The 13,026-nt window shown below is 46.8% G+C and carries 12 protein-coding genes; 9 read left to right on the top strand and 3 right to left on the bottom strand.

Annotation, left to right across the window (positions count from 1 at the left end; translation table 11 throughout):
* From ACR8BL_RS05860 to ACR8BL_RS05845, 4 genes are all read left to right on the top strand, one after another.
* Positions 1–900 carry a carbohydrate ABC transporter permease gene (locus ACR8BL_RS05860; protein WP_221790616.1) on the top strand — a complete coding sequence of 300 codons (900 nt, stop codon included), beginning with the start codon at positions 1–3 and terminating at the stop codon, positions 898–900.
* On the top strand, positions 893–1,723 hold the full coding sequence (locus tag ACR8BL_RS05855) for a carbohydrate ABC transporter permease (protein WP_434751734.1): 831 nt from the start codon (positions 893–895) through the stop codon (positions 1,721–1,723). The genes ACR8BL_RS05860 and ACR8BL_RS05855 overlap by 8 nt, the downstream gene beginning before the upstream one ends.
* Before the next feature lie 130 nt (positions 1,724–1,853).
* Positions 1,854–4,904 carry a glycoside hydrolase family 2 TIM barrel-domain containing protein gene (locus ACR8BL_RS05850; protein ID WP_434751733.1) on the top strand — a complete coding sequence of 1,017 codons (3,051 nt, stop codon included), beginning with the start codon at positions 1,854–1,856 and terminating at the stop codon, positions 4,902–4,904.
* Between the two features lie 231 nt (positions 4,905–5,135).
* A complete protein-coding gene (locus ACR8BL_RS05845) occupies positions 5,136–5,441 on the top strand; it encodes a hypothetical protein (protein ID WP_434751732.1) in 306 nt (101 codons plus the stop codon).
* A 163-nt stretch (positions 5,442–5,604) separates the two neighbouring features.
* Here ACR8BL_RS05845 and ACR8BL_RS05840 read toward each other — a convergent pair whose 3' ends face one another.
* Positions 5,605–5,787, bottom strand: coding sequence for a hypothetical protein (locus ACR8BL_RS05840; protein ID WP_434751731.1), 183 nt, complete (start codon positions 5,785–5,787; stop codon positions 5,605–5,607).
* A gap of 73 nt (positions 5,788–5,860) precedes the next feature.
* On the opposite strand from ACR8BL_RS05840, the gene ACR8BL_RS05835 reads away from it, so the two are divergent.
* From ACR8BL_RS05835 to coaD, 4 genes are all read left to right on the top strand, one after another.
* Entirely contained in the window at positions 5,861–6,295 is a 435-nt protein-coding gene (locus ACR8BL_RS05835; RefSeq protein ID WP_434751730.1) for a hypothetical protein, read from the top strand.
* 223 nt (positions 6,296–6,518) lie between these two features.
* Complete coding sequence (locus ACR8BL_RS05830; RefSeq protein ID WP_434751729.1) at positions 6,519–7,379, top strand: AraC family transcriptional regulator; 861 nt, start codon at positions 6,519–6,521, stop codon at positions 7,377–7,379.
* A gap of 305 nt (positions 7,380–7,684) precedes the next feature.
* Positions 7,685–8,293 (top strand): 16S rRNA (guanine(966)-N(2))-methyltransferase RsmD, encoded by a 609-nt coding sequence (rsmD, locus tag ACR8BL_RS05825; protein ID WP_434751728.1) that lies wholly within the window; start codon positions 7,685–7,687, stop codon positions 8,291–8,293.
* 1 nt (position 8,294) lies between these two features.
* On the top strand, positions 8,295–8,801 hold the full coding sequence (coaD, locus tag ACR8BL_RS05820) for a pantetheine-phosphate adenylyltransferase (protein WP_434753027.1): 507 nt from the start codon (positions 8,295–8,297) through the stop codon (positions 8,799–8,801).
* Here coaD and ACR8BL_RS05815 read toward each other — a convergent pair.
* Positions 8,779–10,113 (bottom strand): nucleoside recognition domain-containing protein, encoded by a 1,335-nt coding sequence (locus ACR8BL_RS05815; RefSeq protein WP_434751727.1) that lies wholly within the window; start codon positions 10,111–10,113, stop codon positions 8,779–8,781. The two genes, coaD and ACR8BL_RS05815, sit on opposite strands and share 23 nt — an antisense overlap.
* Positions 10,114–10,441: 328 nt before the next feature.
* Between ACR8BL_RS05815 and ACR8BL_RS05810 the strand changes: the two genes are divergently transcribed.
* On the top strand, positions 10,442–11,482 hold the full coding sequence (locus ACR8BL_RS05810) for a SepM family pheromone-processing serine protease (RefSeq protein WP_434751726.1): 1,041 nt from the start codon (positions 10,442–10,444) through the stop codon (positions 11,480–11,482).
* 179 nt (positions 11,483–11,661) lie between these two features.
* Here the strand turns inward: ACR8BL_RS05810 and ACR8BL_RS05805 are convergent, their stop codons facing one another.
* Positions 11,662–12,906 carry a nucleotidyltransferase gene (locus ACR8BL_RS05805; protein ID WP_434751725.1) on the bottom strand — a complete coding sequence of 415 codons (1,245 nt, stop codon included), beginning with the start codon at positions 12,904–12,906 and terminating at the stop codon, positions 11,662–11,664.
* Positions 12,907–13,026 lie beyond the last annotated feature (120 nt).

The raw sequence follows: 13,026 nt of genomic DNA, 5'->3' as shown, positions 1-13,026 counted from the left end.
GTGAAAGCCATAAATACAGGAGACAGTCTCCAAAAGAAAAATAATTTGACTGGATGGGCTTTTGTTTTGCTGGCTGTTGTCGGAATTGTAGCATTCTACTTCTATCCGATGATTCAAGCGCTGCTCTTATCATTCAAGTCAGGCAAAGGTGCCAACCTTGAGTTTTCGGGCCTCGCGAACTACAAAAGATTGCTCGTGGATACAACATTCCGGACGGCTTTATCGAACACATTCATTTACTTAATCATTCAAGTACCTTTAATGATCATTCTCGGTTTGTTCATTTCCGTATTGCTGAATGACAGCACACTGCGTTTCCGCAGCTTTTTCCGTACTGCAATCTTCTTGCCATGTGTAACTTCACTTGTTGCTTACTCGGTTGTATTCAAATATTTGTTTGCACCGGATGGTATGGTGAACCAGGCATTGCTGGGTATGCATATTATCGGCACTCCAATTCAATGGATTACTGACCCGTTCTGGGCTAAAATTACGATCATAATCGCCGTTACTTGGCGTTGGACCGGATATAATATGATTTTCTATCTGTCATCCTTGCAGAACATCGATCAATCGATCTATGAAGCAGCGAAGATTGACGGAGCGAATGCTTTCACTCAATTTTTCAAAATCACTGTACCATTGCTTAAACCGATCATTCTCTTCACATCCATTACATCAACGATTGGTACATTGCAAATCTTCGATGAAATTATGAACATTACCAAAGGTGGTCCGGGTAACGCGACCATGTCGATCTCACAATACATCTACAACCTTTCGTTCAAATATTCACCGGACTTCGGTTATGCAGCAACCGTTTCGTATTCTATCGTAATTCTGATCATTATATTGTCCATTATCCAGTTTAAAGTGGCAGGTGATAATAAAAATGGCTAAATCAAGAGCAAAACGCATTTTCACATATGTTTTCCTGTCCATCGTCGCTTTTATTTCCATCTTCCCATTTTTCTGGATGATCGTCAGCGCTACAAACCAGTCGGTAGCCGTGACTAAAGGTACTTTGCTGCCTGGCTCTGCTCTAATCGAGAACCTTAACAAACTGCTTGATTCCACAAATCTGTTGCAAGCTTTGGGGAATTCAGCGATTATCTCGATCGTTTCCACGATTCTCGCTCTGTTGATTGGTTCTTTGGCAGGGTATGGATTTGAGGTTTACCGTACAAAATCCCGTGATATCGTGTTTAACATCTTGCTCATGTCGATGATGATTCCGTTTGCAGCGATTATGATTCCGCTCTATCGTATGTTTGCAACCATTTCGAGTGCAGTACCCGTAATTGGTATTAATACGATGGCATCCGTTATTCTACCGACCATCACAACAGCGTTCCTGATCTTCTTCTTCCGTCAGAACACCAAAATGTTCCCGAAAGACTTGCTGGAAGCTGGACGTATTGACGGTTTGAGTGAACTGGGTATTTTCTTGAAAATCTATATGCCTACGATGAAAACAACGTATGCAGCAGCAGCGATCATTACATTCATGAGCAGCTGGAACAACTACCTGTGGCCGCTCATCGTATTACAAACTCCGGATCAGCAAACGATTCCGCTCCTGATCTCCAACCTCGGTGCAGGTTATGCTCCGGATTACGGGGTTATCATGACCGCAGTTGTTATTGCAACACTGCCAACAGCAATTGTGTTCTTCATCATGCAAAAACACTTTGTTGCAGGTATGGTTGGTTCTGTAAAATAAGCATTAACCGCGTATCACGTCCAGCTGGACGAATGCAGGAAAGAAGAGAGGACGCCTGTACAGGCGTACCTCTATCTTTTTTGTATAGATGAAAAAATATAGACACTTTCAGCAGAGGGAGAGAGAGCCGATGAAAGCAACAAAGGCAGATATCAACTGGTTAGGTGACGTAAGTGTATTTGAGGTCAACCGTCTTCATGCGTATTCCGATCACCGTTATTACAGCACGATGGAGGAAGCAAAGGCTTCGGCTACAATGTCAATGCGTTACGATCTGAATGGAACATGGAAATTCAACTATGCGATTCGTCCGGATTGCCGCCCAGAACTATTTTATTCTTCCGAGTACTCCAGCGAAGGCTGGGATGATATTGAAGTGCCAGGACATATTCAGCTGCAAGGATACGGACAGATTCAATATGTGAACACACAATATCCGTGGGATGGATTGAATGAACTTCGTCCGCCGGCTCTGCCACAGGATAAAAACGCGGTGGGTAGTTACATTCGTACATTCCATCTGCCAACAGGCTGGGAAGCAAACCCGGTATACATTTCATTCCAAGGTGTGGAATCCGCATTTTATGTGTGGCTTAACGGACAATTTGTGGGATATGGGGAAGACAGCTTCACGCCATCTGACTTTGATCTGACACCATTCCTTCAGGATGGAGAGAACAAATTAGCGGTTGAGGTGTATCAACGCAGCACGGGCAGCTGGTTAGAAGATCAGGACTTCTGGCGTTTCTCCGGTATTTTCAGAGATGTCTATCTGTATACCGTGCCAGTTGCGCATGTTCGTGACGTTCATGTTCGTACGGATTTGGATGCTTCGTATACAAACGGCACGTTGGAACTGGATTTGAAACTGGAAGGAAAAGCGGCAGCCGGTGCACGGATCGAAGCTGAACTTGTGGACAAGGACGGAAATACGGTCAAAAGTTTTGGCAGTACTGTAGTTGATAAAGAACTGGTACAACTTCGCGAAGAAATCGGTAAAGTAAATCTCTGGAGTGCAGAGATTCCGTATCTGTATCGTTTATACATCCGTGTATATGATGCAGCAGGCAACCTTGTGGAAGTTGTTCCTCAATCGGTTGGTTTCCGTAAATTCGAAATGATCGATAAAGTGATGCATATCAATGGTAAGCGTATTGTATTCAAAGGGGTAAACCGGCATGAGTTCAATCCGCGCCGTGGTCGTGCTGTAACGAAGGAAGACATGCTGTGGGATGTACGTACGATCAAACAAAACAATATGAATGCGGTTCGTACATCACATTATCCAAACCAAAGCTTGTGGTATGAGCTGTGTGATGAGTACGGACTCTATGTGATTGATGAGATGAACCTGGAAACTCACGGCTCCTGGCAGAAGCTTGGCGCAGTTGAGCCTTCTTGGGTAATCCCTGGCGATAAGCCGGAGTGGCATGACATTGTTATGGATCGTGCAATTTCCATGGTGGAGCGTGATAAAAACCATCCGTCCATTCTGATCTGGTCTTGTGGTAACGAATCCCATGGCGGTGAAGTCATCTACAAGGTGTCACAATACTTCAAATCGGCAGATCCAACACGTATGGTTCATTACGAAGGTGTGTTCCACGACCGCCGTTTCAATGACACAAGTGATATGGAATCCCGGATGTATGCCAAACCGGCTGACATCGAGGAGTTCCTGAACGATAACCCGACCAAACCATATATTAGCTGTGAGTATATGCACGCGATGGGTAACTCCATTGGTGGTATGCATAAATACACCGAACTGGAAGACAAGTACCCGATGTATCAAGGTGGCTTTATCTGGGATTACATCGACCAATCCATCTATAAAAAAGATCGGTATGGCAAAGAGTATCTGGCGTATGGCGGAGACTTTGGGGATCGTCCATCGGATTATTCGTTCTGCGGCAACGGGATTGTTCACGCAGATCGTAAAGTGACTGCTAAAATGCAGGAGGTTAAATTCCTGTATCAGAACATTAAACTGTTCCCAAGCCGTGACGACGTTAAAATTGTGAACCAGAACCTGTTCGCAGATACTTCTGCGTTTGAACTGGTGTACAGTCTGGAGCGTGAAGGACATGAAGTATTGCGCGGCACACTGGATGTAAATGTTGCTGCGGAGAGTGAAACCGTGGTAGAACTTCCTCTGGATGCAAAGGCTCTTGAAGGTGGCGAATACGCTGTTAACGTGGCATTTGTGTTGAAACAGGCAACGTTGTGGGCTGACAAAGGTGAAGAAGTGGCATTTGGTCAATTCATTTTCACACAAGAAGGTAACCAAACAGCTGTTGCGACGGACAAAAACCTTGTGAGCGATATTCAGGTCGTTGAAGGTGACGTAAACATCGGCGTTCGTGTGGGTCAAACGCATGCGTTGTTCTCCAAGCAGTTTGGAACACTGGTTTCCCTGAAATTCTCCGGACGTGAAACCATTGCGATTCCGCCTGCACCACTGTTCTGGCGTGCAGCGACAGACAATGACAAGGGTACAGCGATGGGCTTCGAGCTTGGTGCATGGTATGCTGCCAGCCTGTTGCCACGTTCTGTAGAATGGAAACATGAACAAAAATCGGATCAATACCGGATTGAGTTCACGTACCAACTGAACATCTCATCAGATGTACAGGTGAAAGTGATCTATACTGTGCTTGCGGATGGAAGTGTACATGTGCATAACACGTACAAAGGAACCGAAGGATTGCCAAACCTGCCAATTCACGCGCTGTCGTTCAGAACGTCTCCGGATTATGAGAACGTGGAATGGCTGGCGATGGGTCCAGAGGAAAACTATTCGGATCGCGCATTTGGCGCTCGTCTGGGCATCCATGGTAGCAAGGTAGCCGACACCATGGCTCCATATCTTGTACCACAGGAGTCGGGTAACCGTACAGGTGTACGCTGGGTCAAGCTGACGGACAATGCAGGACGTGGTTTCAAAATTGAAGCTTCCGGTGCGCCAGTTGAATTGAATGTGTCACCATATACGGCGTTTGAACTGGAGAATGCTCAGCATGTGTATGAGCTTCCACCAGTGCACTACACGGTAGTTACCGTAGCCGGTAAACAAATGGGTGTTGGTGGTGACGATAGCTGGGGCGCTCCGGTACATCCGGAATATCAGATTCCTTCCAATGGTGAGCTGAACTTCGAATTTGTTATTCGTTCACTGTAAAGAAGAAATTGTATGGCAAGAACAATAAATACTGTTGCCATTGGTATCCGTGTAGCAGTAACTTGACTAAAATTTTATAAAATCAAAGGCAGAGGTCCCTTGAAAGGGGCCTCTGTTTTTTTGTTTTAGGATACAAGACCAATTATTGACCAGCCTAAAATTTCTCTGATTGAAACCGTTCTCGCTCCGTTCTCGTAGAATACAGAACAAAGAGACCAAGGAGGGAACAGGATGAGCAGAAAAGCAAAAACAGGGGTATGGGTCACGGTGCTGGCTGTTCTAGGCATCATTGTTGGATCATTTATATGGTATTTTAATACAGCTTCCGGTGAACGTGCGCTTAAAACGATGAGATCGAATAATGCTGGCGGGCTGGAACGTGTAGTAAAGGTGTACAGTAATTCAGGTGAGTTGATTCAGACTTACGAAGGCAAGATTGATGTGCAGGATACCGAGTATGGCAACAAAGTACTGTTTGACCTGAACGGGAAACGGGTTGTGATCTATAATGCAACGATTGTGACGGAAGAGAAGTGAAGAGGGCTGGGCGATCAGAAGTGTGGAAACAAGAATTAAAAAGACAATATTATTTATTTATAGTAAAATGAAGAAAAAAATAAGGGTTGAATAATATGCAAACGATGGTAGTGCTCGTTTTACTTGCTATATTGGGTATGGTTGCTTTCTATAGTTTAATTGCTTACGTTTTGATTCGCTTAATCTCAAAAAAAGCTTTTAAAGTGACGTTAACGAAGTTGGAAATCATGGAAATGATAACTTGGCTTGCACTGATTTTTGTTGCTTTCTCTGCGATCAGGTCGGGATCATCTTCCATGTTCTTGCCATCTGTCTTACTTCTCGTACCATTGATCAATATGCGCATTTCGAATCGAAAACAAAGAGAACGTGTTAAACAAGAATGTACTTGAGTTGTCGAGACAAGGAGGGGGTTCGCTTTGATTCTGGGCAAAACAACCGATACGTCAGGGCTGACCAAAGTTGCCGAGTTATCCGATGAGTTACAGCCTGTTTTCGATAAGGCCGCTGAAAAGTACGCATCATGTGATATTGAACTATACTTTGTGTTCCGCTGCCTTCCCGATGAATACGGGCGCAAATCAAACGTCAGACATGTGAAGGCAGAAAAGGTGATCTATTTCGATATGACGGTCAGCGAAGACCGTTATAAGGCCTGGAGCAAAAGCAAGCAGCGATATGCATTAAGCCATGCGTTTTATACATTGCTGAGTGAAAAGATAAGGAAGTATAAGATAGATCATTTTGAAACGGATGCATTTATTGCTGATATTGGCGTGTGGCTTAAAGAAATTGGATGGATGCAGACGGAAGAGGAAGCTGCGTTGGGTGAGATGGAAGAGAAGTACGCATAGTGAACAGGTGAGTTTAAACATGTACACAAATATCACCACATGAGAAAATAAAACACTTGCCGTGTTAACAGGCTGCCGACTAATTAGTCGGTTTTCTTTTCGTTCATAGACAAATTAGAGCATTTCTAAACAAGAAGATACTTAAGCGTTCTTTTACACTGTAGAAGAAAGGAGATGAGAGATCCTGGAAATATTTAAACTGCTTCACCAATCGATTGATTATGTGGAACGACATCTACATTTGCCGATTGAGATTGAAGACATTGCTAGGGCAGGCATGAGTTCGAAATTCCATTTTCAGCGAATGTTTCATGCAGTAACCGGCGTAACGGTTACCCAGTACGTAAGAAATAGAAGGCTTACACTTGCGGCTCAGGAGTTAGCGGGAACCAATTGTAAAGTCATTGATGTTGCACTTAAGTACGGTTATGATAGTCCAGCAGCATTTACGAAAGCATTTCAAAGGATGCATGGGGTAACACCTCTTGAGGCAAAGAAAATGAATGTGAAACTTAAAGCTTTCCCTCGAATCTCCTTTCAAATTCAGGTTAAAGGGGAATCAGAGATGGATTATCGAATGGTCGAGGAAAAAGGCTCTATAGTATTTGGAAAAAGCGTTATCATCCATGAAGATGCGTATAAAGAGATACCCGTATTTGTGGAGGAAATTTGGAAAGATGGCTCTCATGGTCAGATACTCAAGTTGTTAGAGAAACCAGATGGAACATTGCTATATGGTTATCATTTTGATTTTGATGAGGATGGTTCGAAGCGGTATTTGATGGGAGCAGAAGCGCCAGAGGGTATTCAGGTACCGGATGAATTTACCGTTGTTCATATTCCTGATCAAACTTATGCTGTTTTTGATAGTCGAGGGACGATGCCAGATGATGTCGAGATTGATATAAGTATTCAGGATATTTGGAAACGGATCTACACCGAGTGGTTCCCGTCAACGAACTTTGAACAAGTGGAAGGACCCTGTATAGAGAAATATTACTGGGTGGATGATAAGCATCAACATTTCATCACCGAGGTATGGATTCCGGTTCGTAATAAAGCAAATGGCATTAAATCATTCTAAGCAATGATTAATAGTCAACGTTCCTACAACAAAAAGAAGCCCTCTTTCGAGAGCTTCTTTTTCATGGGAGAGGAGAAACCGGACGAAGAGCTTATGGGGAAACGTAAGTCTTCTCCGCGGTTGTCTACGACACTTGTGATGTCGATAATTATAGAATGTCCTAAAGGTTTCCTTTTTATACATATCCGTCAACAATCCGTCAACAATTTTTTGTATAGGCAGAAGCAGTGTTTTTCAAACAGAACCGGAGTGTGGTACGATAGCTTTATCAATAAACTTACATAGAGAGAAAAGGTGACACATTCGTGAGAGTGGTATCTGGAAGTGCGAAGGGCAGGCCGCTGAAGGCTGTTCCCGGCACAGGTACGCGACCGACCACTGATAAGGTGAAGGAAGCGTTGTTTAGTATGATTGGCCCTTATTTTGAGGGCGGAGCAGCATTGGATCTGTTTGCAGGCAGTGGAGGTCTCGGTATTGAGGCGCTGAGCCGCGGCATGGACAAGGCTGTTTTTGTTGATCTGGAACCGAAAAGTATTGAAGTGATCCGCGCAAATCTGAAGGCTACCAAGCTGGAGGATCAGGCGGCTGTATATCGGAATGATGCGGGTCGAGCGCTCAAAGCGCTGGCCAAACGGAGCACAACGTTTGATCTGGTCTTTCTCGATCCGCCCTATCGCATGAAGGACGGACACGAGTTAATGTTAACGATGCACGAACTGGAACTGCTTGGGCAGGGGGCAACCATCGTGCTGGAATATGAATCCAAACATGAGTACCCTGAACAATTTGGCCCGTTTGAACAAACGCGTAAAGCGGTGTACGGGGAGACCGCTGTATCCATTTACGATTATGTACCCGGTGCGGCAGAGGATGAAGAAAACAGCATCACAGAAGAGGAGGTTCCTCATGACTGAAATGATTCAGCGGAAGGAACGCATTGCCGTATACCCAGGAAGCTTTGATCCCGTAACGATGGGACATCTTGATATTATTGCAAGAGCATCGAAACAGTTCGACCGTGTTATTGTTGCTGTATTGAATAATATGAGTAAAAATCCGCTTTTCACGGTAGAGGAACGTAAGGACCTAATCCTTACTGTAACCAGCCACCTGCCTAACGTGGAAGTGGATAGCTTCCGTGATCTGACGGCGAATTATGTGCGGCAAAAGGAAGCGCAGGTTATCGTTCGTGGCATCCGTTCGGTAACCGATTTTGAGTACGAGCTGCAGCTCGCTTCCACGAATAGTAAGTTGAATCCAGATGCAGAAACGATTTTTATGATGACCAACCCGAAATATTCCTACCTCAGTTCCAGTATCGTCAAAGAGATTGCTCATTATCACGGTGAGGTAACAGATCTGGTATCTCCTGAGGTCGAAGCTGCGCTTCGTCAGAAGATCAGCGAGAAAAATGGCGGTTAATCCATAAGGTCACACCTGAAAGACTAATCATCACCCCGAGAAGTATAACGAGGCTTACAACTGCGGCAGGGAAGGTGCTCCATATGACTTGTAATGTACTCGTGGTGTCTGAAAAATACCGAAAGGGCCACGAGAATAAAGAGTCTGAGTTCTTTACTGCAACAGTCTGCCATGTGGCCGAGACTTCTGTTGTTGCTCGACTGAATGGTTCCCACAACCACAGGGTAAGGACGAAGGCGGTCCATCCATGCCCCAATCGAACGATCACAAAAAAAAGCATCGATTGTATACCGGGGATCGCTGTTCTCAGCATCGATGAGACTTGTAAATGCGAGCATAGTCCTCCCCAGCCAAGCGCGCCTGCCAGAAACGCCATGAGAATGGCGGGAGCCAGTAACGTCTTGCTGATGTGATATGTACCTAGATGAACCTCGAGCACGGATGGCCATAATGCGGCTGGAAAGCCAGGGGTCAGATAAATGGAGAGTAACCGGATCAATACGGCAAAAACGATAATATAACCTCCGGTTAACATTAGTGTTTGCACTGCCTGGGACACGGTATCACCCAGCAATTTACCAAAACCTCGTGCATCCCGGCTATGTGCTTCTCTGGCTGCAAGCAACATACGAGAACCGATACTGATTTTTCGAGGTGCTGGAGGTGGAGGGAACGGTTGGTTTTTGGCTGCCAGTGTTTCGTTATGGGCTAATGATGGTGAAACGAAGGTCTTGTCGGATGATGACGAGCCTAACAAAAGATCTTTTTTGCGAGATGGTGGGAGAAGACGTATGCCAACCGCAGCTGCGATCCAGCCACTAATCCAGTGTATCATCAGTAGAAAATATCCGGCGGCAGGCTGCTGAAGAAAAGCACCTCCAACAACGAGAAGAATCATCATAGGATTGGCAAAATGAGCTGCTGCCGCAATAATAACCGCCTGTCTGGCGGTCATTTGTTGATCCTTGACTAATCGGGATACCGCATCAGCGGCGGCTGGAAAACCTCCACACATGCCTACGGCGAGAGCGAAGCCGGAATGGCCGGGCAGTTTGAACAAACGACGCATTAAGGGCTCCAGCAGAACACCTAAGGCGTGGGTAAAACCAAACGCGGTCAGCATTTGCGATAACATCAGGAATGGCAGTAGAGCTGGAAAGACAATTTTCCACCAGATGTCCAGACCTTGAATCGAGGCGTCGAATGCTTCCTTCGGAGATGCAACGATTGCAATAACCAGCATGAATGCACTACTGCTCAGGAATATAGTTCTCAATAAACCCGGATTTCGAACCTCACTTGATACGGACATCGTTTCACCTCATATCGATTAACGCCTTTCAGGCATCAGGATTGTAGTGGACGGCCGAATGACGTCCGTAAACGGTTCGGCCTTGACCGGACAGACAGCCGGTGATGCAGCGGCCTATCCGGCCTGTACCATTGTATGCAGGAATGGTAAGGTGTTAGACTTGCATTAAACATAATATAAAATAAGATGAGCTAAATATTTACACGAAAGCAACCCTTGTGGAGTTGTTCATGAAACGATTTTCCAATCAGGGTGCTGCTAGAGCGGCAGTGCAGTGTAGAGCTTGGGTTCAGCTTGTATAGAGATACAAAGAACGGAGGCTCAAGAGATGAATCGGTTCCGGAAATCGGGTGCTTTCAGAGCTTCGATCTATGTGATCGCGGTGGCTCTGATCGTCTATCTTACGGTGTACATGCCAACGCCATATATTATATATAAACCTGGCAGCGCAGATGAAGTTAAACCCATGGTTACCGTGAAAGACGGTGACCATGATGAAAAAGGCGTATTCATGATGACCACGGTGTCGGCGACGTATGCCAACTTATTTTTGCTAGGTACATCGTATTTTGATAAAAATGCGCAAGTGGATAAAAAAGAAGATCGTCTGCGTGGCAAAAGCGAGGCGGAATACTCGGCTGAACAGGTCTGGTTCATGAGTGACTCGCAATCATCTGCCATGGAGGCAGCGTACGAAAAAGCAGGTGTCGCGTACTCTATTGTACCTGAGCATATCTTTGTATTTGGTCTCTCGGATAATCCGAAGCCGGACGGAGATATTGAGCCCGGAGACATTATTATGGGTGTAAACGGGAAAGCAACGCCGGATAATAACTTACTTGCCGAGCAGCTGAAGGATAAGAAAGCGGGAGATACCGTGGAAATGCAGCTGGAACGCGGCGGTGAGACGATCAGTCGGGATGTGACGCTGGTTGAGGTCAAAGACAGCAAGACAGGCAAGACACGAACGGGCCTCGGGGTGATGATCGGTGCGGTTCAGAAGGTGAAGCCGGAAGATCCGAATAAACAGATCACTTTTTCAAGTACTCAGGTGGGCGGGCCATCTGCGGGGCTGATGTTTACGTTGGAGATTTACAATCAGTTAACTCCCGGTGATCTGACCAAAGGACATCGCATTGCTGGCACAGGCACGATTACAAAAGATGGGGTCGTAGGTGCCATAGGTGGTGTTCAACATAAAATTGTCGCTGCTGATCGTAAAAATGCTGAGATTTTCTTTGTGCCAAAAGACAATTACAAGGAAGCCGAGGCTAAAGCAAAAGAAATCCATACGGGTATGAAGCTTGTACCTGTTAGTACGCTTGATGATGCTTTGACTTATCTGAATACCTTGTCTGTGAAATCTTAATGGAACGGGAATATTGGGCAGAGGAAACAGGCTCAAAAAAAACTTTTGAAAAAAATGACAAAATCCCTTGTGATGACAGCCGGATTGGCTGCGCACAAGGGATTTTTTGGCTGGATGTTATGGCAAGTGTGATATTGCACCTATGTATCTAATGAGGCGTTATTCACGCAGATGTTCAATCACATTCTCACAGGTGAATCGTAGAAGTCGCTATACATGACGCGTGATATGCTGCATGCATCGTGCTGGTCATGTGCAAGTGAGTAGGCGGCTTGGGCGTGAATGTCCAGCTCCAGTTGAGTGTGATCAAACGTGGATGGCTTCGTGACAATGGGCAGAGAAGCTGTTTTTTTCATCTGTTTGAGCAGGCTCTGGCCTTTCGAAGTAAAGCCGAGGACACGCAGATATCCGGGGCCGCTCGCTAACTGCTCCGGTGAACACTCATCTTTGGTGTGATTCAAGAGCAGGTGGGTGAGCATGCGCTGCAGTTTGGTGCGCGTGTATCGCCGGGTTTTGAGTGCATTCAGGAGAGCTTCGACTGAAGGCTCCGGGAGCTGGGCGAGTGAACGAATGAGCCGATGCTCAAGTCCTTCCGTGACTTCGGCGATGCGCTCCAGCTCGCAGGCACGCCGGGTAGCCGCGATGTGCAGCAGCGGCTGTGCAAAGCGCTCCCAGTGCATGGGAGCGCGCCCTTCCTGCCATTCGCGTTGCAGAATGGCAAGGGTTGCCGCCGGCACGTATGGTGCGGCGGCGTTAGGCCCGTCCGCCAGCAGCAGGCGGCGGACGGCAGTGGCACTGGCGATCGCCCCCGGGCCGGGCGTCGCCTGGTGATAGGCGGCACCGGTACGCGCCGCCGTCAAGGGCTGGATCGCGCTGCCAAGCCGTTGCAGCGCGATGAGGTAGTGCAGCCCAAGCGAATTGTTGGGCTGCTCCAGCAGTGCCGCGGCGTCGTGAGCATCGACGCCGCCGGGCGCCAGCGCTGCCGCCGCGCCTGCGTACGCGGCGGGGTAGCTGGCGCCTTCCCGCAGGCGGCGCGCGATATCCTCGCGCAGCCCTGCGGGCTCCACAGCCAGCACGCGCGCAATGCGCTGCAGGCTGTCCATGTCGCCGGACTCGCTGCCAAAGCAGAGCGAGTCCACAACCCCGGTGCGGTGCAGCAGCGATACCGCACCAAAGGCAAACCACTCCGCCGGTTGAACCGCATACGCAACCGGCAGTTCAAGCACGAGATCGGCGCCAGCATGGAGCGCCATCTCGGTGCGTGCCCTTTTACCAACGATGGCGGGTTCGCCACGCTGGAGAAAAGGGCCGCTCATCACGGCCACAACGGCGTCTGCTCCGCTAAGCCGCCGGGATTCATTCAGATGATGCACATGTCCGTTGTGCAATGGATTATACTCCACAATAACGCCTACAGCTTTCATGAGCGTTACTCCTTTCTTATTGTAAATATTGCAGCCTTCTTTTCAGAAAACGTATAGGTCAACACTTCGCTTCTTCAGTTTGTTTCTGTGTTCTTCGTTTCTATGTAATGATTCATTCAA

This window comes from Paenibacillus amylolyticus (genome assembly GCF_051136285.1).
Taxonomy (GTDB): Bacteria; Bacillota; Bacilli; order Paenibacillales; family Paenibacillaceae; genus Paenibacillus; species Paenibacillus amylolyticus_F.
The sequence above is the reverse complement of the archived record's forward strand: the minus strand, read 5'-3'. Positions and strand labels throughout refer to the sequence as shown.